Here is a 21,276-nt window from a genome sequence, read left to right as displayed (position 1 = left end):
ACTAGCAACTTGGGTTAGATAAAGCAAAGGATAGCAAAATATGTTAAATAGTGAAAGTGTAATACCGTTGTCTGAAGAAGATGTTTCTTGTCAAAGTTTTCTACATTACTTTGGCATTGATAAGTTCCGTGCAAATCAAGAAAAAGCTGTTAAAAGTATTCTCGATAATCAAAATCCACTGTTAATTATGCCAACAGGAGGCGGCAAATCTTTATGCTATCAATTGCCTGCTCTTATGCTTTTTAAACAACAAAAAGGATTAACAGTTGTAATTTCTCCTCTCCAAGCATTGATGGCAGATCAAGTGATTGATTTAGAAAATACAGGTCTAAACTTTGCAACATTTATTAATGCAAATTTGAAAATTTCCGAACGATATGAACGTATACAACAAATTATAGACGGAACAATAGGTTTAATATATATAAGTCCAGAACAGCTACGTTCTATCAGTATTTGTTCTTTATTTGAAGAACGCCCTCCTTCTTTGTGGGTTATTGATGAAGCCCATTGTATTAGTCAGTGGGGACATGATTTTCGTCCTGATTATCGTTATATTCCTAAATTTATCAAAGAATTATATAAATATCCTTTACCTCTGCCTAGACTAGCGTTAATGACAGCCACAGCTACTGTTGCTGTTCGCCAAGATATTAAGCAACTTTTGTCTAATTACGAGATAAATATTCAAGAATTAGATAATAATAGTATCCGTGAAAATCTTAAGTATGATGTTCGTCCGGTTAGCAGTGAGACTGAAAAAGAGACTTTTATTATTAAACAAGTTCAAAAAATCTTAACTCAACAAGATGGTTGTGTTCTAGTTTATACTACAACTCGCAAGAAAGCTGAAAAATTGGCTGCTAAACTTAATGAATGTGGTATAAAAGCTCGACATTATCACGGTAAGATTCCCAAGTATGAAAAAGAAGAAGTTTTACAAGAGTTTAAATCAAAAGAATTAAATGTAGTAACAGCAACTTGTGCCTTTGGTATGGGAATTAACCGCGACGATGTTCGTGCTGTAATTCACCATAGTATGAGTGCTAATTTGGAGAATTATATACAAGAATCTGGACGGGCTGGAAGAGATGAAAAACCTGCTATTTGTAGTTTATTATTTAATCCAGAGGATGCTGATACAATTTTCTTCTTGCAAAGTCTCAATCAACTTAATGAAACAGACCTAAAAAATATTTTTATTGCTATACGTAGTATCCGTGGAAAAAAAGCTTCACAAGAATGGCTATGGATTACTACCAATGAAATTTACCAAAGTAGTGATTTAGATGATGATTTTGCTAGTGAAGATGATCAGCGTGATACTAAAATTAAAGTTGCTTTATATTATTTAGAACAATTTAAATTAATTGAAAGGGCTGAAAATGTATCAACTTTTATTCAATTTGAATTGCTTTGTTCAAATTCTCAAGAATCTTTATCTAAGTTTAAAAAATATAGCCATACAAAATGTTTACATATTCATGAAATAGAACTATTAAATCGACTAATTGAAGCAATGCACATCGTTAAATCTTACTATCATCGAAAAGGCGAATCTATTACTATTGATAAGCTAACAGATGAATCTGGAATTAGTATTAAGGATTTACAAGCCAAAATTAGAATCTTAGAAGAAGCTGGTATTTGTACGTTTGAAATTCCTCTAAATTTACTCATTAATAAGGCAGTAACAGGAGATGCAAGAAAAAATCATCAGCGTCTTAGAAAGTTAGAAGAAGAGCTTTTAAAAAGTATTTTTGAAGTTCAAACTGAAAACAGTATCATCCAATTAAATTTAAAAGGTTTAGCTTCTCGTTTAGCTTCTCGCTTAGATAATGATGGCACTCAAAAGATTAGGGCTGCTACTTTAAAATCTCTGATCGAGACTTGGGCTAACCAAAAATGGGTAGAATTAACTATTACTGGAAAAGATAGAGATACAGTCCGATTAAAATGGTTAAATACTAATGAAAATATATTAAATGCTTATCAAGCTACTCAAGCTATAACTTTGGGAGTTATTGAGGTTATTTACCAAAAGCTTAGTCAAGAAAGTAAAGAAAAAGGCAAATTTCAAGTTAAGTATGAACTAGGACAACTATTAAAAGATGTAGCTCAGAAAATCCAGCACAAAGATTTGCGAGAAGTTCATTTAGAAGAAGCATTAATGTGGCTACATCGTCAAAAACTGATCCGAATTACTGAGGGACTTAATCTATTTTATCAATCTTTAAAAGTTAAAGTTATTAAAGATGCAAGTAAAAGTTCTATTTCACCGGGATATTCTAAACAAATAATACCTCACTACGAAGAGCAGGCACGGCGAACTCATATTATGCTCAAATATGGAGAAATCAATGATTATCTGAAGCGTGAGCAGTTGGTTGAAAATTATTTTGATTTGCCTTCTACAGAATTTTATAAACTTTATTCTGATCCCGGTACAAAGCCTGTTATTCAATCTGACTATGATAGAATTTTAGGTGGTTTAAATGAATCTCAAAAAAATATTGTCCTCTCAGAAAGCTCTGCGATCGCCGTTATCGCTGGTCCTGGTTCTGGCAAAACTCGCACTATTGTCCGTCGTATTGCATATTTGGTAAAAGTTAAGCGAGTAGACCCAAACCGTATTTTGGTACTGGCTTATAACCGCAATGCGGTGAGAGAGCTAAGAACACGATTATTCGATCTTATTGGGACATTGGCATCTCGACTGCGAGTATTTACTTTTCATGGTCTAGCACTTGCTTTATTAGGAAGAACAGCAGGAGAAATTAGACGTTCTAGACAAAATACTGAAGACAGTTGGAATACACTGCTAAAAGAGGTTTGTGAGTTAATTAGTAATGGAGATGAGTTAGATGATGGAGATAGGCAAGCTAGACGAATTCAACTCTTAGGAAATGTTGAATATATTTTTGTTGATGAATATCAAGATGTTGCTGAAGATGAATATCGAATGATTCAGTTACTTGCGGGATTAGGTGAATCAGAAGATAAATCAAGGTCAGTACAAATTGATCTTTGTGTTATTGGAGATGATGACCAAAACATTTACCGTTTTAGAGGTACTAACCCTCAGTACATTATTCAATTTACAAAAGAATATAAAGCCACACAATTTCTGTTAGTAGAAAATTATCGATCAACAGAAAGTATTATTGAAACTGCTAATTGTCTCATTCAGCATAACCAGGTACGTTGCAAAAAGCACCCAGATGATCAAGTTCGGATTAATCAAGAGAGGATAGGATTAACAGGGCAGCCTGTACTAGCTTACAAATTTAGCAGTCTATCACAACAAGCCGCATGGGTTAAAAATAAAATTCAGTCATGGATAGACGCGGGGATTAAACACAATGAAATTGCTATTTTAGCTCCTGAATGGGATTATATAAGTCCTATTCGTTTGCTTTTAGAAAGAGAGAATATACCAAGTTATGCACTAAACAATACCAGTATTTCTCTCGTAAATAATTATTCCACTCGTTTATTAATTCATGCTCTAAAAGGGAATATTACTTTAGTTACTGATCCTGAAGAATCAATTTTAGAAAGGTTTAAAAATTTTTTTGGACGTGCTGGTAGAAATTTGCTAGAACCTACAGTTAAAACATTACTGAAGATTGCCGAGGACTTAGATAAAGAACGAGGACATGGTTCTGAAGATTTAGTATTACCTATGAGTATTGATGAAATTTTGACTGCTATTTTTGAGTCCAATAAAACTGGTGAAACTTTCCTAGAAAATGACTCAATTTTAGTTACAAGTTGTCATGGTGCAAAAGGGTTAGAGTTTAGAAAAGTTATACTTTTGAGTAATGGATTTAAGACTAATTCCCAGGATATAGAATCGGAGAGAAGGCTTTTTTATGTTGCTATGACTCGTGCTAAAGAAGAATTAATTCTCTGTTCTACTCAGCAAAACTTATTCATACAACAAGCTGGTTTAACTTCTCAAATAACTAATTACACTCCAAGTAAAATTCCTCCGTTGATGCACTATTTTGATTTAACTCCTGCTGATGTAAATCTTGGGCATCCATCCACAAGAAATAGGCAGGGTATTATTAGACGCTTACTTGAAGGAACTTCGATTATATTAAGAACAAATTATCAGGGCAATGGTTGGAGTATTTTTACACAGAATAATGATGAAATTGGTGCTTTATCACGGGGGGGAACACAATCTCTTCGTGATAAAGGTATTCACCCTGGACAATTTGAATTTCAGTTTGGGGAGGTAACAGTTAGGTATATCTATAACCATACTAAAATAGATGAGGTAACAGGAGATATATTGGAGGACAGGTTTGTTGTTATTCCCCAAATTCGAGTATGCCGATAAATAAGGATGAAACCAGTCTACACAAAAGTGCCATTTCTTTGAATGACTACTTTCCGATGCAGACAAAATCATACTGAGCTTAGAGCTAACGCTCATGTACGACAATTATATTGCCGTACTACCATGCCAACATACTTATACTTTGGTGAAAACGAATTCTTTCTAACTCGCACCATCAAACAACTAAAAACCCACACTCTAGATCAACAATGGGCAGACTTTAACTATACAGAATACTCTCCAGAATCTAAAGAAACCATTCCTCAAGCATTATCCGATCTCATGACACCACCAGTTGGGAGTGGAGGACGATTAGTACATTTGCCCAACAGCACATTACTGGAAGTTTGTTCAAAAGAAATTTTGTTGCAGTTGGAGTCCATACTCCCCAAAATTCCCTCAACAAATACCCTCCTGATCACCAACACTCACAAACCTGACGCGAGAAATAAATCAGTCAAACTCCTACTTGAATACGCACAGGTACAGGAATTTCCTCTCATTCCCCAATGGCAAACCCAAGCATTAATACAGCAAGCTCGTACTTTAGCTGACGAAGTAAGTGTAACACTCACTACCGATGCTTACACAGTATTGATTGATTACACAGGCAATAATACACGACTGATATTCACCGAACTAGAAAAGCTCAAAACCTATGCTTTGGGTAAAACAGTCAATGGGGTTATGGTGAAAGAATTAGTCTCCGAAAGTGCTGCTAATAGTTTACAACTAGCCAACGCCATTCGCTTGGGTAATATTGCTCAAGCATGAGAATTTGTTGAACGCTTAATTAACTGTAACGAACCAGCTTTAAAGATTACCGCTATATAAATCGTGAGTCGGCTTTTAGAAATTAATGCGGCGATAAACTTCACCAAGAGGAACTTCTACATTTAAACTATGTACTAATATAGACTGATCAAGATGATCATAAACTTGCCATTGCCAGCGAACTGCTTGCAGCAGCGCTAGTTCCCTCCGGGACGCTCCGCGAACGCTATCGCTACTATCATCAAGTTTGTGATAATGCTCAATATAGGGTTCAGTTTGGCTAACTAGTAGATATTCGCAAAAGCTAGGAAGGGAGCGATACTTTCTAAATTTATCACCCCTATCATAACCTTCAGTAGAGGGTGATAAAACTTCTACAATTACCAGAGGATTGAGAATTTCATCGGTGCGCTCACCGTTCAATTGTGGTTGTCCATCTACTACCATTAGATCAGTGTAAGTCCCACAGTTGTATTCGGGAATCCAAACGCGCAAATCGCTATTATATAAGCGAAAATTGGTATCTCTGAGCAAAAACCCCAAATAAATTAATAGGTTACTAGCGATCGCACTATGAACTTCTGAACCTCCAGCCATTGCAATAATTTCTCCGTTACAATATTCATGTCTTTCGGCTGCGGTTTCCTCCATCACTCGATACTCATCTGGAGTGAAGTGAGTTGTTGTTATATCCTGAGTAATATTGGGGGGACTGGTTTGAGTAATAACCACGATCAAACCTCACGAATAATTGGTTTTATTTCAAGATAGTTCTTCCTTATCAATTTTATGATAACAAATTTTAAATCAATTGTCAAGCCCCAAATACAGTTTTTCGCCATCGCTATTTCTGGGTAAAGGAAAAATTCATCCCTAAGATTCTTTGATCCCCCTTTATCAGTTGTTACATACAGTCCTAAACTGGAGATGAGAGTGAAAGGCAGTTGGGAGAAATTTTGTGAAAAAAGTTTTAGCAATTATTCTGGGTGGGGGTGCGGGGACTCGACTTTATCCGTTAACTAAACTCCGCGCCAAACCAGCAGTACCAGTGGCCGGGAAATATCGTCTCATAGATATACCTGTTAGCAACTGCATCAATTCCGAAATATTCAAAATCTACGTCCTGACTCAATTTAACTCAGCCTCTCTGAATCGTCACATCGCCCGTGCTTACAACTTCAGTGGGTTTAGTGATGGGTTTGTAGAAGTGTTAGCAGCACAACAAACCCCAGAAAACCCCAACTGGTTCCAAGGGACGGCTGATGCTGTGCGTCAGTACATCTGGATGTTACAAGATTGGGATGTAGAAGAATTTCTGATTCTTTCCGGTGATCACCTTTACCGCATGGATTACCGGCAGTTTATCCAGCGACATAGAGATACAAATGCTGATATTACACTTTCCGTAATTCCCATGGATGATCGTCGAGCCTCCGATTTTGGCTTGATGAAAATTAATGATTCAGGTAGGGTAATTGATTTTAGCGAAAAACCCAAAGGTGAAGCTTTAGCACAAATGCGTGTTGATACCACCATATTGGGATTGACAAAAGAACAAGCCGCATTACAGCCATATATCGCCTCCATGGGGATTTATGTCTTTAAAAAAGATGTTTTGATTAAGTTGTTGAAACAATCTTTAGAACAAACTGATTTTGGTAAAGAGATTATTCCCGAAGCCGCTAAAGATCACAACGTTCAAGCCTTCTTATTTGATGACTACTGGGAAGATATTGGGACAATTGAATCTTTTTATGAGGCTAATTTAGCCCTGACGAAGCAACCACTACCTCCCTTTAGCTTCTACGATGAAGCAGCACCAATCTATACTCGCGCTCGTTATTTACCACCTTCTAAACTGCTGAATTGCCAAATCACAGAATCTATGATTGGTGACGGTTGTATTTTGAAAGATTGTCGCATTCAACATTCAGTTTTGGGAGTGCGATCGCGCATAGAATCAGGATCTGTAATTGAAGAAACCCTGATCATGGGCGCTGACTATTATCAACCATCTGTTGAAAGACAATGCAGTTTAGAGGAAAATGATATTCCCGTCGGTATTGGTACAGACACCATTATTCGCCGTGCCATCATTGATAAAAATGCCCGCATTGGTCACAATGTGAAAATTATCAATAAAGACAATATCCAAGAAGCAGAACGAGAAAAGCAAGGCTTCTACATCCGTAGCGGCATTGTTGTTGTTCTCAAAAATGCTGTAATTCCTGATGGTACAATCATTTAGTTAGTAGTGATTGGTAATTGGTAATTGGTAATTGGTAATTGGTAATTGGTAATTGGTAATTGGTAATTGGTAATTGGATGATTTATCTTTCTTGTCCCCTGTTCCCTGTTCCCTATTCCCTATTCCCTATTCCCTATGACTAAATTAATTTTGCTAATTGGTCTTCCTGGTAGCGGTAAATCAACCCTAGCAAAACAATTATTGACAGAATGCCCCCAGATGCAGCTAATTTCCACAGATGCTATCCGGGGGCAGCTTTTTGGTTCAGAAGCAATTCAAGGACCTTGGCTGCTAATTTGGCGGGAACTGGAACAACAATTGCAAACAGCCATAACCGCAGATAAAGGGGTGATTTTCGATGCTACCAACGCCCAAAGGAAAAATCGCCGGGAAGTGATTACCCTAGCCCGTAATTGTGGCTTTAGTTATATTATGGGGATTTGGGTGAGAACTCCAGTTTGGCTATGTTTAGCAAGGAATCAAAGCCGGATTCGCCAAGTTCCTGAAGAGATAATTCTCCGAATGTCCCGTCAACTCCGGGATGCTCCCCCCAGTAAAGAAGAAGGAATAGATGAACTTATTTTCTGTTCATCATGGCAAGAGTACGGGAATTGCGCCAGTACATTCAGCAAGAACCACACTTAATTTTGGCAATTGTTTGTTAGTTTAACATCAGAATCTTTTGCCTGGCACTAGTAGTCTGTCAAATTTATTTTGACGGGTTTTTGGTAGTGCGGGCATCTTGCCTGCTAGTAGTCTATCAAATTTATTTTGACGGGTTTTTGGTGGTGCGGGCATCTTGCCCGCTAGTAGTCTATCAAATTTATTTTGACGGGTTTTTGGTAGTGCGGGCATACTATGGCTAACGCCACGCTGCGCTATCGACAAGCTCAGTACAAGTCTTGCCCGCGTGAGCGAGACGCTCACACTACAGTCCATCATTTTTATCTTGACAAACTACTAGTACCGCAGGAAGTCAAAAGTAATATTCAGCAGGCTTTTTGGCGATTAAGAATGGTTGGTTTATTTGCGCCGTGCTGTACTAGACCAAATAAAAGGAAACAGACCACAGAAAAAACTCAGCCCCCACAAAGGTTGATTAATAGTAAATTTCATATCTTAGAAAAAAAACATAACCTAAATTTATACAGGAGGCTAGTAGATGGCTGCAACCGACTTTAAAGACTATTATGCAATGTTAGGAATTAGTAAAACTGCCACTTCAGAAGAAATTAAACAAGCTTTTCGCAAACTAGCCCGTAAATTTCATCCTGATGTTAACCCCAATAACAAACAGGCTGAAGCCAAATTTAAAGAAGTTAATGAAGCCTACGAAGTATTATCAGACCCAGATAAACGCAAAAAATACGATCAATTTGGTCAATATTGGAAACAAGCCGGTCAAGGTTTTCCCGGTGGTGGTCCTGGGGATATGGGCGGAGTTGATTTTGGTCAATACGGCAGTTTTAATGACTTCTTAACTGAATTATTTGGTGGTGCAGGTCCTGGCAGCGGACGACAAAGTTACTCTTATCGAACTTCTCCAGGTAGACCAGGTGGCGGTTTTAACGATTTTGGTCTTCAAGATGGCGCTGCTGGTGGTACACAAGATACAGAAGCTGTAATTATTTTAACTTTTGCCGAAGCATTTTCCGGTGTTCAAAAACGGTTTAGTTTAGGCAGCGAAACTATTGATGTGCGTATTCCTGGTGGCGCTAAAACTGGGACTCGTCTACGGGTGAAAGGAAAAGGCCAAATTAACCCCATGAGTCAACAACGGGGAGATTTATACTTAAAGGTAGAATTACAACCCCATACTTTTTTCCAACTTGAAGGGGACAATCTGGTTTGCGAAGTCTTAATTACCCCTGATGAAGCCACATTAGGTGCAGCGATAGATGTGCCTACACCCGATGGTAATGTTAGTGTCAAATTACCTGCGGGAGTCCGTTCTGGTCAATCTCTGCGCTTACGTGGTAAGGGTTGGCCTGTAGCTAAAGGCGGACGTGGTGATCAATTTGTGAAAGTAGCGATCGCTCCCCCAAAAGACCTCACACCCCAAGAGCGGGAATACTATGAAAAAATCCGAGCTATCCGTACCTATAACCCCCGTAGTCATTTAGCACAAGTTAAATTGTAAAGATTATTGAGGGTATTTCCGTAAACAACAATCTATAAATGTTATTTTCTATTCCTTGTAGGATTTTCACCATTTTATGATTTATGCTATCCCTGTGCCTTAAATAATCGCCTCTGAAAGCCTTCTGCAATAGTCATAAATTTTACCGATAATTACCGAATTACTTAAAAATCACTGAGTTCCTTTTGCATCAAGGCTTTAATTCCCCTTTGGATCTCAAAATCAGCAAACGGACAGTATCTAATGCTTGCTTTTAAAGTTACATTCCCTGTATAATCACAAGTGTCTGCTCAAGTCTTTGTCGGTTTATACACAAAATAGTTAGTTAGGGTTTGCTGAATAAGTACCCAAAGCGAACCTAGTAGTTCCTCAAATTTATTTTGACAGGTAATGATCGGAAAAAACTTCTGTTTTTCCCTCCCCTACTCCCCCTGCCCCTCTTTTCCCCCTGCTTGCCTTTACCCGTCATTTTTGGATTGACAGACAATATCTTGTGAGGAGTAATATTTTGAAGATAAAAAAGCATTCTATTAGGCTAGTCAATTATTTCAGACATTTTGTCTACTTGAGTTTATGGCTAACCTTACCAAGCTTACTGCTGGGAACAACTATCTCAGTTAATTCCGCATCTGCGGCAGATGACATGGTAGCAGCAAATCTCAATAATGACTTAATTACAGATAAAACTGCAACAACCACTTCTTTAGCCGATACCAAACGAGTATTCACAGCCGCAGACTTAAAACCAAAGGTTGAATCTACTCCTGGGCAAAAACAACTAATTGCCCAAAATGCTGACAGTGATACCAATGATCTCAATAAAATCCGTCAAGAGTTATTAGTTGAACCCCTAATCAAGGCTAAAATCGTCAAGCCTAAGCCAACTTACGCACCAGGACTCAGTTTTGCCGGTACTAGTGCCTTCGGAGCTAATATAGGTGACGCTTTCATAGGAGCAACAGGGGCAACCGCTGGTACGAGAGGTAACCGTCTAAGAGATATAGACGGAAGTATCGGCCTCGGTGTTGGTTTAGGTAACTCCCAAAAAACAGTTGGTCTGGAATTGTCCTTCAACAACGGTAGTATCAAAAGATTTGGTAGCAATGGCAGTTTTAACCTCAAAGCTCACCGCATTGTCTATGCCAAAGGAACTAATCAAGTTGCTGTAGCTGCCGGCTGGAGAGCTTTTGCTCAGTATAAGACTAAAGCTAGTACTGAACCTCTTAGACCGTCCACCGCCTATGGTGTGGTAACAACTTACTCCCTGTTAAAGCCTAATGATCCTGTTAATAAAATGCCTATCTCCTTCTCATTAGGGGTTGGGGGCGGCGACTTCCGCCAAGGTGATGACAGTACGGGTGTATTTACTGGAGTCGGTGTGCAAGTTCATCCCCAAGTAGGTGTGGGTCTAGGTTGGAGTGGAGTTGGTTTGAACATTGGGGCTTCCTTTATTCCTGTACCGACTTTACCCTTAACAATTACAGCCCAAGGTGCTGATCTAACAGGTAACAGCACTGGTGGCACAGTTTTTGCCTTAAGCATAGGTTATGGTTTCAATTTTTTACCTAAATAAACACCTCAATATTTAAGTAAGTAGGTTGGCGTTGAAAATTGTCGTCATAGCACTAGGCAAGAGGCAATACTTCGACTTCGCTCAGTAACCAGAGGCAAGAGGCAAGAGTAAAGAAGTTTTCAGCGATTTTACATTTCTTTACACAGTTTGGTTTTATTGTGTTCACCTACTTAATCATCATGTTGACAATCAGAAATTTCCTTTTTTCCCTCAGTCTCAGTCCTCTATTGGCACTGGCTTGGCAATTACCAAACCAAGCCCAAAATACCAGTGGTACAGCCGGCACTAACAGTGGTGCTATTACTGGGGTTGCAGAAACTAGCACTGTCTCCAATCCTCCAGTAATATCAACACCAACAGAACAGACCATCACTTCTACCATAGTACCAGGTGTTTCTTTCGGCATTACTACTGGTGTTTCCACAACAGGTGAACTATCGGCAATTAGTACAACGATTCCAGTTTCAACAGCGACCGTAGCATCAACTTCAAGTAGCGTCACTGTGACAAACAGTGCAACGGGAAACTCTGTTGTGATCACTCTTCCACCGCAAGTTCAGGTTGCTGTGAATCAGTTGGCTGCTGCTATTATTCAGACTCTTAGTACAACAGGTGGTGGTGGTGCTAACGTTGTTTCACTGCTGACAGGCGGTGCTGGATCACAAGCAGCAGCAGTTGCCCTGACAGACAGTTTAACTACTGCGGGTATTTCCCCACAAAAAGCACAGGCATTAGTCGCAGCCCTGGATGGGTTGTTTGGTTCTACTAAAGCTTCCTTATCAAATCTGCCTATAGCTCAAGCAACATCAGGACAGCTAGTAGCTAGTAATAAAGCTTTGAAACCTATTCTTGTTATTGCTCAATCTGGTGCAGCAATAAATGTAGATATCAACAAGCTGAACGATGCCATTGTTGCCTACAATGGCATTATTCTCACCAGCGAGGCAGAAGATCTCAGGAAACTTTATAAGGATACCGGTTTCGTTGGTATTGCTAAAGTTCTCAAAGAATTAAGAACGTCAATTCAATAGGACTCCATCACAAAAGTATCACCAAATAGAACGAAAGGCACGGAAGCCACTTGGCTTTAGAGGGTGTTTGAAAAGTTATGGTTGATGTATCAAATATTTTTTACCCCACCCTAACCCTCCCCTTGTAAAGGGGAGGGAACTGGATTTTTATTGTTTCCCCCCTTTACAAGGGGAAAGGGGGGTAGCAATGTGATGAAAATTACGGAATACCACTTTTCAAACATCCTCTTAGACAGTGGAGGAAGTGCCAACGGCGAATTTATTCGCGGTGACATGATAGAATTAATTAGCAAGTAGGAATAACCATCAGCGCAAAGAAGTGTTTTATTAAGGAGAAACCCCTGATTTATCTCGTCTCGGCATAGCCGTAGCCTGGGTAAACAAGCAATGGTAAATCATGGAGCGTTTAACATTAAAAATTGATGGACTCACAAAAGCAGCAAAAAAAAATCAAAAGTAAGCGCAATTGCAATACCTGTCGTACTGGTAGTTGCCTTGAGCGTCTAGGAGGATAATTGACTATCCTTTTTAAGCAAGTCTTAAAGAATCTGCGTGTCTTTAGACCGCAGAGTGTCAATAAAAAGCACTGCTTCCACTTATCTCTTTCATAGTCGGGGCAGTGCTAATGCTATTAGATTAGCGATTGAATTTAAGTTCCCACAGCACCAGAGTAAATTAAACCTCGCTGCATATCCAAAGTCAAAATCGCCCCATCCTTAATTACCTGTGTCGCTTCCTTGACACCCACAATCACAGGCACACCAAGACGTAAACCAATAACAGCGGCGTGACTTGTGAGACTTTCTTCCTCAGTAATAATCCCCCCGGCTTTGCGAATTGCTTCTACGTAATCAACACCAGTGCGGGATGCCACCAAAATATCACCAGGGTTGAAATTACTGGCATCCATAGCATTATGAACTACCCTAGCGCGGCCACTTACAGAACCTTGTCCTAGACCAATTCCCTGACCGAGTACGGCAGTGACTATTTCTACTTTAATCAAGTCCGTTGACCCAGAAACGCCCTGAAGTGTACCAGCAGTCATGACCACCAAATCACCTTCAGTTAAGAGGTTTTTTTCCTGGGCAACATTAATAGCCGCTTGGAACGTCTGACCCGTAGAAGGTAATTCTAGCACCAACAGCGGTCTTACTCCCCATACCATCTGTAACTGTCGCGCCACATTGACATGAGGTGTAATGGCTAAAATTGGGGTTTTGGGACGGAACTTAGAAACGTTGCGGGCTGTAGCCCCGGTTTGTGTCAAAGTCATAATTGCCGCCGCGCCCAAATTCTCCGCAATTTGACCAACGGCTTGGCTAATCGCATTGGGAATAGAACGCCTTTTGTCTCGTGACAGACGGGAGTTGGTGTTCAGGGTTTCTTCTTGTTCAATGCGTTCAGCAATTCTGGCCATAGTAGCTACAGCTTCCACTGGAAAACTACCAACAGCGGTTTCATTGGAAAGCATGACCGCGTCCGTACCGTCTAAAATCGCGTTGGCGACATCAGATACTTCCGCACGGGTGGGACGGGGGTTGCTGACCATGCTATCGAGCATTTGGGTGGCGGTAATGATGGGAATTCCCAAACGGTTGGCTGTAGCAATCAGCCGCTTTTGCAGTACGGGTACATCTTCGGCAGGTAATTCTACCCCTAAGTCACCTCTGGCAACCATTACGCCGTCACACAAAGACAGAATTGCTTCCATTTGTTCGATAGCTTCGTGCTTTTCGATTTTGGCAACCACAGGCACATTTTTGCCGGTGCTAGAAATTAGTTCTTTAATTTCGATAATGTCCTGGGGATTGCGGACAAAGGAAAGGGCTACCCAGTCAACACCTTGGTCTAGACCGAACATCAGATCCTCGCGGTCTTTGTCGGTCATGGCTTTAATGGATAAGTAAACTCCCGGAAAATTAACACCTTTGTTGTTGGAAAGTTTACCGGGAACTGTAACCCGACAATGTAAATCACCTTTTTCGTGGTTAATTTCCTCCACTACCATTTCGACTTTGCCATCATCGAGGAGGATATTTGAACCAACGGGAACTTCATCTGCTAAGTAATCGTAGGTAACGCAGCTTATTTGCTGTGTTCCTTCGATGAGGCGATTTGTTAACGTGAAGCGATCGCCTTTTGCTAAAATTATCGAACCAGTTTCAAACCGACCCAAGCGGATTTTTGGCCCCTGTAAGTCTTGCAGAATTGCTACTGGTCTATTCAGTTCAAAAGCAGTTTGCCGAATTAACCGAATACTACGCTGATGGTCAGCATGAGTTCCGTGGGAGAAGTTTAGCCGCAGGGTTGTTGCACCCGCTTCGATAATCGCTTTCAGCATTTCTGGGCTGCTGGTAGCCGGTCCAATAGTAGCAACAATTTTAGTTCGGCACTGAGAATCTCTTAATTTCGTCATGGGCTGGGTTCAAGATTTTTGGGATCTACCTGGGAATTTATCGTCATGTTGTCTCATACCATTTGAGATTTGAGATTTTGGATGATGAAAGACCGAGTGTATCAGCAAATCATTTTTCCATTTATCGTCATCATTTTACAAATGGGTATGAATTAAACGGACTCTCTTTTTCAGTCACTACCATATCAATGTTATAAGCAGTTAGAGAGGTGATCATGGTATAGATTTGATATCGTACACTAATCTGATTGGCAAGCTTCCTCTGGGAGGGTTTTTTATCTAAAAGCCCTGGTTTAGCAAAGAATCATAACCTCATTTATGGATTCTTCAACAGGACTGTGGATAAATCTTGCTTTACACAACTTTACTCTTAACTAACATTAATAGTATTGGTAAACTTCACTGATTTTATAAACAGACATTACCAAATATAGATAAATGTATTAAGATTATTGGTAAACTTCTGGTAATTTTATAGCCAAATTTTATCATTCATGGTAAATTGCCCATAAAATAAAACTATATTCTCAAGAGTCGAAGACATCTGAGTGTTGGGTGCAAGTCCTTTTGGGGTGCGAAGTCGGTAAACAATCCGAATCTATAGGAACTAAAAAGTAAATCACATCAGATCGAGATAATCAATCAGAGAATAAAAAACAATAAAAGCAATCCCTAATGATGAAAGCTGATGGGATAAAGGGGATTGTAGTTTCCCCAGTAAAGGTAAAACTTTCAAAGTAAAAAATATTTGTCTATATTTTTTACAACTATGATCCGTAAAGATTGATTATTAAAGGAGTTAAGAATGCTCACGTCGGAGGCACAGAAGCCACTGACAATTCCCCCCAAAGAACTTTTATCACCTCCTGGTGATTTTAACCCGACGCTATTGATGTTTTTAGTCGTAGTGATGATGTTGGTTTTGTCTAACTTTGGGTATTGGCTTTGGGAATGGCCGCATTGGTTGTGTTTTAGTGTCAATACTCTAGCACTACATTGTTCAGGAACGGTGATTCATGATGCTTGTCACCAGTCAGCCCATCGCAATAGAATTGTTAACGCTATTTTAGGGCATTGTAGTGCCTTAATCCTAGTTTTTGCTTTTCCAGTATTTACACGAGTACATTTACAGCATCATGGTAATGTCAATCACCCCAAAGATGACCCAGATCATTATGTTTCTACGGGTGGTCCCCTGTGGTTAATTGCGGTGAGATTTTTGTACCATGAGGTATTTTTCTTTCAAAGACGGTTATGGCGGAATTATGAACTACTAGAATGGTTTATTAGTCGCTTAATTGTCATTACTATTGTTTATATTTCTGTCCAATATCATTTTTTGGGCTATATTCTTAACTTTTGGTTTATTCCTGCTTTTTTGGTGGGAATAACTTTGGGTTTATTTTTTGATTATTTACCTCACCGTCCTTTTGTGGAGCGAAATCGCTGGAAAAATGCCCGCGTCTATCCTGGTAAGGTTCTCAATATCCTGATTTTGGGGCAGAATTATCATTTAATTCATCATCTCTGGCCTTCGATTCCTTGGTATAATTACCAGCCAGCTTATTATTTGATGAAGCCGTTATTGGATGAAAAGGGTAGTCCGCAAACTTCGGGGTTATTGCAGAAGAAGGACTTTTTTGAGTTTGTCTATGATGTTTTCATAGGTATTCATTTTCATCATTGATTTGTTTAAAATAGAGACGTTTTCTAGAACGTCTCTACAAAGTGTAAAGCTTTCCTTCTGCTGCGTTACAAACTGTCGGTTTTAACGCTCTCTAACACACTCTACAAAGCTAGTGTGGAAAACAACAACCAACAATTTCTTTTAGTCTGCGTTTTAAGTCGCTAGAAATAGCTAAACCATCAATTTCTCTACACAGCTTTTCTCTAGACTCTTGTTTGCGACGCTCATTATAAACTGCAATAAGTATTGCTTCTATACCATATTTACCTAGAGCATCAGAAACCAATGCTGCTATTCCCAGTAAACCAATACCACCTAACATACCAAATGGACCACCAAGTGTTGCTAAAGCTGTTGTGATAGCAGCAGCCCCTACAAGACCAGTAGTAGCCATTGTAACTACAAGTAACACACCAGGCAAGCCTAAAGCAGCAACTTTTCTAACTACTTCATCCATTATTTTTTATATACTTACTAGAATGCTTTCTGATTTATTTTACAGCACTTTCCGGTGTTATGAGGTACATATCCAGCGGGCAAGATGCCCGCACTACAAGAGTTTCATAATTCAAGTTTGTACCTCATTAGAGCGAAATCTGCTGTATCAAATATCCGTCCCTAAACTCTGCACGTAAATCACCTCAATATTGCTACCAAAATCCAATTTATCTAAGGATTCTGTAACCAAGGATCGCCCGATTTTGTATTTAAGACAACAACAGTGAGTATAATGTATTAACTATTGGCTTGGTAACATACAGTAATTATACGTAATAATATGATTTAATCAACCCAAAAACCAGGTCAGAAAACCCAACCAGCATTGTTGGGTTATTTTACTTCAATGCTTGCCTATGCTGCATTACAAACTGTTGCTTCTGGAAGTGCATCACCCGCAGCTTCATAAGCAATAATCAGAGAGTCTAAGGCTTCTATTCCATTCGTTACTGCTAACTCGTATGTATCCCCATGAGTGCGCCATTTTTGTCCTGGAAAGTCAGGGAATCCTACTAAAAAGCAATTATCTTCCTCAGACCACTGGATAATCATTTGGTACTTGAGTTTATTCATCTTCTTTCTTATCCACTATTGACTCAATTGCCTGTTTTACTTCTTTTTCTTGATAGCGTTTAGCATCTGCTCCGTCTTTGCCTGAAATCGTGACCTTTCCATAATATAAGTGATGTATCCAGTTCGTATGACTTCCTTTTCCTGGTAGTTCGGTAAAACCAGCCTGGACAAGTATTTGTTTAAGTTCTCTAATCTTTTTTGGCATCTTTTTTCAAAATTAGTCTTATATATGCCAATCTAGTCAGATATTGAAAGACAACCAACTTTTTCCAGTTAAATAGTTATTTTCAATATTTTACCTTGTCAATTGTAACTTCAAATATCCGTCCCTAAACTCTGGGCGTAAATCACTTCAATATTGCTACCAAATTCCAATTTATCTAAGGATTCTGTGAAAAACACAAAACCCTTATACGCCGTCACATACTTATATATTTTCGTAAAATAACCTTCACTGGTGACAATGACAAGCGGCTCTTCACCCTTGGTGAGAATATCCAAAAAAGCGTCTAACTTTACACATACACCAGTACCCCGATGAGTGAAAATACTCCCACCAATAGCAGCAGGTTGAGCAGCCGCGTCACCACTGTAATAGCTCATGAATGCGCTAACTTTTAATTATGTTATTGACCTGCTAATTTTAAACTTTCGTCTCCATGACGTGCTGTGAAGTTTGTAACGTTTGGGGTAAACTCCAATCAGGACGCAATTTAGCCGCTTGACGTAAATAAACGTGGTGAATTGGCGTAGAAGTTGGTAAATTAGCGTGAATGAGAAAGCGAATGCAGCGCGGTAAACTGCCTTCAACGTGCATTTGTTGGACATCTAACATAGCTACACTATCCCACAAAGGACGACTGCGAGCGATCGCTGCTGGGAAAATAGCATCTAAATCTTTTGTTACTGAAAAAGTCACACTAATCATATCGTCCGGTTGGAGTTGATTTCTTTGCTCCAATTCATCTAATAATTCTGTCACTGAATCTCGAATTGCTTCGACGCTGTTTTCTGCAACGGTTGTTGCACCCCGAATTGCTCGCATTTGCCATTCCACTTCTAAAATCCTCCTTTTGTCAGTTGTCAGTTGTTGGTTGTCAGTTGTTAGTTGTTAGTAGGGGCGAAGCATTTGGAAGATAAATTATCGGTCATTGCCAAAAATAGTTCTCCAAATGCTTCGCCCGTACAGTTGTCAGTTGTCAGTTGTCAGTTGTCAGTTGTTTCCTACTTCTAATGACTAATGACTAATGACCAATGACAACTTTACTATGGACGATATAACCACATAGGTAAACCACTTGTAGAAACTTCAAATTCTAGCCAATTGATTCCCGCACCAATAACCGATTTAGCTTGACGACTTCCCGGTAAAACACGACTCAAAAATGGTTTCCGTTCTTCTAGCGTATAGCAAAGAGTTTTATCAGGATCAAGTCCTACTAATTCTGCTGTCCACCGTCGTGCATCTTCTTCTGTTCCTAAGCGGTCGACAACGCCCAACGCTAAGGCTTGCTGTCCGGTAAAAATCCTGCCGTCAGCAAAGCTTTTTACCTTTTCTACAGTTAGTGAACGAGCTTCTGCTACCGTTTCCACAAATTGTTGATAGCTACAATCAATCAAGTCTTGCAGAATAGTTTCTTCTGGTTCTGTTAGTTGCCGATCAAAAGCTAATATATCTTTGTAGGGTCCTGACTTAATGACCTTAAAAGAAACGCCAATTTTTTCCAGCAGCACTTCTAGGTTGTTTCCTCGCAAAATCACCCCAATACTGCCTGTAATCGTGCCTGGATTCGCCATGATATGTTCTGCCCCCATACCAATATAAACGCCTCCAGAGGCAGAAATATTGCCAAAACTGGCGACAATTTTGGTTTTTTTAGCTAATCTCTTCAGGGCGCTGTAGATTTCTTGGGAGTCTCCCACTGTACCCCCAGGACTATCAATGCGTAGCAGTAAAGCGGGAAATTTACTTTCTTCTACGGTTTTCAAGGCTTCTAGGACGTGCCTACGGGTTGCACCAGCGATGGCACCGCTAACTTCAATCCGCGCAATTTGTTTCCGAAAGTTGGGCTTAAATGGCCAAATCATGGGCAATCAAATAACTTTTTAATCTTTGTGAATATCTTTAATATAGAACGCCTAGGGTGAAGCTAACGGGCTTTACCTTTAATCCGATTGGGAATTAGGGCTTGGGAAGGGGACAGGGAGTAACAATTTTTTATTTTGAATTGTTTTGTCCTCTCCTGGCTATGAATAAAAGTTAGCAGCTAGATCATTATTGAAAAGCTTTAGGAAATTTTTAGATTTGATGTGTAGTTTTATTTGGTATGTTTAAGGAGCAAAAGACAAGTATTGAAAAATATTTGCTTTTACTAAATATAGACATCTGAAAATATTGTGTCGTACCACTGCACTACACAAGCATTTGGGAAAATAAGGACATTAAAAAACAGAATTTTCCAGCCCAAGGCCAATAGCTTTTAGAAAAATTAGCTAAAATTCACGACTGGTTAAGATTACTTGTTTTTGATTGTGTAAATCATCAACACTGATTTGATGCGTTATTAACTTTTAAGAGTCAGTGCGGAGAATTTGATAGCGGTAATAAACATAGATATCAAATAACGCCCCGACAAAGCCACAAGTCAGACCAATTGTCAAGAGACCGTTAAAGGAACTACCACTGCCGAAAGTGGCGAGAAAATGCAGAATTTGGATAGAGACATCGGAAATTATCCCTTGTAGCCCAGGGACATAGCCAAAAAGGCATAAAACCACCAACAAACCCCCAATGAAGAAGACAGGGACAAGAAAACTAAAAATGGTGGTGAGGATGAGAGAGCGAAAAAAGTTACTAAAAATAGTCATAAGATCTCGCGGTAAGTGGGAAACTTGAGAGATAGCCGAAAATTTATCTGCCACTCTCTACAATACTGGCGATCGCTCCCAAACATTTATTTCGTCAAGAATCTTAAGTTTTCATTAAATTGTACTGGTAATAGTTACTCCAGGTGCATTGAGTATTTTTGATGTTTCAAATCTGTAAAACCATGAAATAATCAGGGTTTGTATCTCAGTGTGGAGTTTACTAGAAGTAAAAACACTGTAAAAACTCGCTCAATTTTATGAGACTAGTCGTAAACTAAGTTAATAATTTGCATATTAGTAATGTTAATTCCATTCCCCACTACCAGTGACCAATGGCTAAATCCAGTTTAGAAACATGGAGTCAGCGATTGCTGGCCGCGATATTTTTAGGTGGACAAGTCTTATTTCACCTAATCCAAGGTAAAATTCACCGCCGGAACACCCTAGAACAATTGGCGATAGTTGGACCCGACTCCTTCTTTATTGCCCTATTAACAGCCATATTCGTGGGTGCAGTATTTACAATTCAGGTAGCAAGGGAGTTCATCAATTTTGGGGCAGGAAACCTCGTTGGTGGCGTGTTAGCAGTAGCATTGACGAGAGAACTTACCCCCGTATTAACAGCAGTAGTTTTAGCTGGAAGGGTAGGTTCGGCTTTTGCGGCAGAAATCGGCACAATGAAAGTCACAGAACAAATAGATGCTCTGTTAATGTTAAAAACAGATCCTATTGATTATCTAGTCATTCCCCGGCTTCTGGCTTGCTTCATCATGCTGCCGATTTTAACTTTGTTATCCTTAATTACAGGAATGTCTGGGGGAATGCTTATAGCCACTCATATTTACAACCTTTCAGATACAGTATTTCTAGACTCAGCGCGTGACTTTCTCGATATCTGGGATATTGGCAGTGCTATGATTAAAGCTGCTTGCTTTGGTGTATTAATCGCCATTATCGGTTGTAGTTGGGGCTTAACCACTACTGGAGGTGCTAAAGGTGTGGGACAATCAACAACAACTGCTGTTGTCACTGCCTTATTAGTTATATTCATTAGCAACTTCTTTCTGTCTTGGGTCATGTTTCAGGGGCCGGGTAGTGGATTAGTAAAATGATT

General features: G+C 39.4%; 19 protein-coding genes. 10 read left to right on the top strand and 9 right to left on the bottom strand.

The window, feature by feature from the left end; all coding sequences use genetic code 11:
- Positions 1 to 40: 40 nt before the first annotated feature.
- Positions 41 to 4,351, top strand: coding sequence for a RecQ family ATP-dependent DNA helicase (locus BMF77_RS12585; RefSeq protein ID WP_148763206.1), 4,311 nt, complete (start codon positions 41 to 43; stop codon positions 4,349 to 4,351).
- 123 nt (positions 4,352 to 4,474) lie between these two features.
- Positions 4,475 to 5,125 (top strand): DNA polymerase III subunit delta, encoded by a 651-nt coding sequence (gene holA / locus BMF77_RS12580; protein WP_246863139.1) that lies wholly within the window; start codon positions 4,475 to 4,477, stop codon positions 5,123 to 5,125.
- 75 nt (positions 5,126 to 5,200) lie between these two features.
- Here holA and BMF77_RS12575 read toward each other — a convergent pair whose 3' ends face one another.
- On the bottom strand, positions 5,201 to 5,857 hold the full coding sequence (locus BMF77_RS12575) for a Uma2 family endonuclease (protein ID WP_210422345.1): 657 nt from the start codon (positions 5,855 to 5,857) through the stop codon (positions 5,201 to 5,203).
- Between the two features lie 226 nt (positions 5,858 to 6,083).
- On the opposite strand from BMF77_RS12575, the gene BMF77_RS12570 reads away from it, so the two are divergent.
- The 5 genes from BMF77_RS12570 (at position 6,084) to BMF77_RS12550 (ending at position 12,117) form a co-directional block, all read left to right on the top strand.
- The gene (locus BMF77_RS12570; RefSeq protein ID WP_148763204.1) at positions 6,084 to 7,373 is read left to right on the top strand and encodes a glucose-1-phosphate adenylyltransferase; all 1,290 of its coding nucleotides are present in this window, start codon (positions 6,084 to 6,086) and stop codon (positions 7,371 to 7,373) included.
- A gap of 135 nt (positions 7,374 to 7,508) precedes the next feature.
- The gene (locus tag BMF77_RS12565; RefSeq protein WP_148763202.1) at positions 7,509 to 8,018 is read left to right on the top strand and encodes an AAA family ATPase; all 510 of its coding nucleotides are present in this window, start codon (positions 7,509 to 7,511) and stop codon (positions 8,016 to 8,018) included.
- Positions 8,019 to 8,535: 517 nt separating this feature from the next.
- Entirely contained in the window at positions 8,536 to 9,513 is a 978-nt protein-coding gene (locus BMF77_RS12560) for a DnaJ C-terminal domain-containing protein (protein ID WP_148763200.1), read from the top strand.
- Positions 9,514 to 10,021: 508 nt separating this feature from the next.
- A complete protein-coding gene (locus BMF77_RS12555; RefSeq protein ID WP_148763198.1) occupies positions 10,022 to 11,086 on the top strand; it encodes a hypothetical protein in 1,065 nt (354 codons plus the stop codon).
- Between the two features lie 179 nt (positions 11,087 to 11,265).
- Complete coding sequence (locus BMF77_RS12550) at positions 11,266 to 12,117, top strand: hypothetical protein (RefSeq protein WP_148763195.1); 852 nt, start codon at positions 11,266 to 11,268, stop codon at positions 12,115 to 12,117.
- A gap of 649 nt (positions 12,118 to 12,766) precedes the next feature.
- Here BMF77_RS12550 and pyk read toward each other — a convergent pair.
- Complete coding sequence (pyk, locus tag BMF77_RS12545; protein ID WP_148763193.1) at positions 12,767 to 14,536, bottom strand: pyruvate kinase; 1,770 nt, start codon at positions 14,534 to 14,536, stop codon at positions 12,767 to 12,769.
- Positions 14,537 to 15,341: 805 nt separating this feature from the next.
- On the opposite strand from pyk, the gene crtR reads away from it, so the two are divergent.
- The gene (crtR, locus tag BMF77_RS12540; protein ID WP_148763191.1) at positions 15,342 to 16,223 is read left to right on the top strand and encodes a beta-carotene hydroxylase; all 882 of its coding nucleotides are present in this window, start codon (positions 15,342 to 15,344) and stop codon (positions 16,221 to 16,223) included.
- A gap of 109 nt (positions 16,224 to 16,332) precedes the next feature.
- On the opposite strand, the gene BMF77_RS12535 is transcribed toward crtR, so the two are convergent.
- The 5 genes from BMF77_RS12535 to aroH all read right to left on the bottom strand — a co-directional run bounded on the left by BMF77_RS12535 (position 16,333) and on the right by aroH (position 18,351).
- Positions 16,333 to 16,680, bottom strand: a complete 348-nt coding sequence (locus BMF77_RS12535) for a hypothetical protein (RefSeq protein WP_148763189.1) — start codon at positions 16,678 to 16,680, stop codon at positions 16,333 to 16,335.
- 395 nt (positions 16,681 to 17,075) lie between these two features.
- Positions 17,076 to 17,294, bottom strand: a complete 219-nt coding sequence (locus BMF77_RS12530; RefSeq protein WP_148763187.1) for a type II toxin-antitoxin system HicB family antitoxin — start codon at positions 17,292 to 17,294, stop codon at positions 17,076 to 17,078.
- The gene (locus BMF77_RS12525) at positions 17,287 to 17,499 is read right to left on the bottom strand and encodes a type II toxin-antitoxin system HicA family toxin (RefSeq protein ID WP_148763185.1); all 213 of its coding nucleotides are present in this window, start codon (positions 17,497 to 17,499) and stop codon (positions 17,287 to 17,289) included. Before BMF77_RS12525 ends, BMF77_RS12530 begins: the two co-directional genes overlap by 8 nt.
- Before the next feature lie 110 nt (positions 17,500 to 17,609).
- Positions 17,610 to 17,897, bottom strand: a complete 288-nt coding sequence (locus tag BMF77_RS12520) for a hypothetical protein (protein WP_148763183.1) — start codon at positions 17,895 to 17,897, stop codon at positions 17,610 to 17,612.
- A gap of 40 nt (positions 17,898 to 17,937) precedes the next feature.
- Positions 17,938 to 18,351 (bottom strand): chorismate mutase, encoded by a 414-nt coding sequence (aroH, locus tag BMF77_RS12515; protein WP_148763182.1) that lies wholly within the window; start codon positions 18,349 to 18,351, stop codon positions 17,938 to 17,940.
- Between the two features lie 51 nt (positions 18,352 to 18,402).
- On the opposite strand from aroH, the gene BMF77_RS28635 reads away from it, so the two are divergent.
- Positions 18,403 to 18,528, top strand: a complete 126-nt coding sequence (locus BMF77_RS28635) for a hypothetical protein (RefSeq protein WP_256370348.1) — start codon at positions 18,403 to 18,405, stop codon at positions 18,526 to 18,528.
- Between the two features lie 32 nt (positions 18,529 to 18,560).
- Here BMF77_RS28635 and sppA read toward each other — a convergent pair whose 3' ends face one another.
- Complete coding sequence (gene sppA, locus BMF77_RS12510; RefSeq protein WP_148763180.1) at positions 18,561 to 19,382, bottom strand: signal peptide peptidase SppA; 822 nt, start codon at positions 19,380 to 19,382, stop codon at positions 18,561 to 18,563.
- A gap of 483 nt (positions 19,383 to 19,865) precedes the next feature.
- Positions 19,866 to 20,162, bottom strand: a complete 297-nt coding sequence (locus BMF77_RS12505) for a hypothetical protein (protein WP_015078876.1) — start codon at positions 20,160 to 20,162, stop codon at positions 19,866 to 19,868.
- 332 nt (positions 20,163 to 20,494) lie between these two features.
- Between BMF77_RS12505 and BMF77_RS12500 the strand changes: the two genes are divergently transcribed.
- Positions 20,495 to 21,274, top strand: a complete 780-nt coding sequence (locus BMF77_RS12500) for an MlaE family lipid ABC transporter permease subunit (protein WP_015078875.1) — start codon at positions 20,495 to 20,497, stop codon at positions 21,272 to 21,274.
- Positions 21,275 to 21,276 lie beyond the last annotated feature (2 nt).

The organism is Dolichospermum sp. UHCC 0315A, assembly GCF_008121535.1.
Classification (GTDB): Bacteria; Cyanobacteriota; Cyanobacteriia; order Cyanobacteriales; family Nostocaceae; genus Dolichospermum; species Dolichospermum lemmermannii.
The sequence above is the reverse complement of the archived record's forward strand: the minus strand, read 5'-3'. Positions and strand labels throughout refer to the sequence as shown.

What these genes read in the sequence shown, in the direction of transcription:
- BMF77_RS12550 (WP_148763195.1), top strand. Translation starts at nt 11,266, where the DNA reads ATGTTGACAATCAGAAATTTCCTTTTTTCCCTCAGTCTCAGTCCTCTA.
- crtR (WP_148763191.1), top strand. Translation starts at nt 15,342, where the DNA reads ATGCTCACGTCGGAGGCACAGAAGCCACTGACAATTCCCCCCAAAGAA.
- pyk (WP_148763193.1), bottom strand. Translation starts at nt 14,536, where the DNA reads ATGACGAAATTAAGAGATTCTCAGTGCCGAACTAAAATTGTTGCTACT.
- BMF77_RS12585 (WP_148763206.1), top strand. Translation starts at nt 41, where the DNA reads ATGTTAAATAGTGAAAGTGTAATACCGTTGTCTGAAGAAGATGTTTCT.
- holA (WP_246863139.1), top strand. Translation starts at nt 4,475, where the DNA reads ATGCCAACATACTTATACTTTGGTGAAAACGAATTCTTTCTAACTCGC.
- BMF77_RS12565 (WP_148763202.1), top strand. Translation starts at nt 7,509, where the DNA reads ATGACTAAATTAATTTTGCTAATTGGTCTTCCTGGTAGCGGTAAATCA.
- BMF77_RS12525 (WP_148763185.1), bottom strand. Translation starts at nt 17,499, where the DNA reads ATGCCAAAAAAGATTAGAGAACTTAAACAAATACTTGTCCAGGCTGGT.
- BMF77_RS12520 (WP_148763183.1), bottom strand. Translation starts at nt 17,897, where the DNA reads ATGAGCTATTACAGTGGTGACGCGGCTGCTCAACCTGCTGCTATTGGT.
- BMF77_RS12560 (WP_148763200.1), top strand. Translation starts at nt 8,536, where the DNA reads ATGGCTGCAACCGACTTTAAAGACTATTATGCAATGTTAGGAATTAGT.
- BMF77_RS12535 (WP_148763189.1), bottom strand. Translation starts at nt 16,680, where the DNA reads ATGGATGAAGTAGTTAGAAAAGTTGCTGCTTTAGGCTTGCCTGGTGTG.
- sppA (WP_148763180.1), bottom strand. Translation starts at nt 19,382, where the DNA reads ATGATTTGGCCATTTAAGCCCAACTTTCGGAAACAAATTGCGCGGATT.
- BMF77_RS12530 (WP_148763187.1), bottom strand. Translation starts at nt 17,294, where the DNA reads ATGAATAAACTCAAGTACCAAATGATTATCCAGTGGTCTGAGGAAGAT.
- BMF77_RS12505 (WP_015078876.1), bottom strand. Translation starts at nt 20,162, where the DNA reads ATGACTATTTTTAGTAACTTTTTTCGCTCTCTCATCCTCACCACCATT.
- BMF77_RS12500 (WP_015078875.1), top strand. Translation starts at nt 20,495, where the DNA reads ATGGCTAAATCCAGTTTAGAAACATGGAGTCAGCGATTGCTGGCCGCG.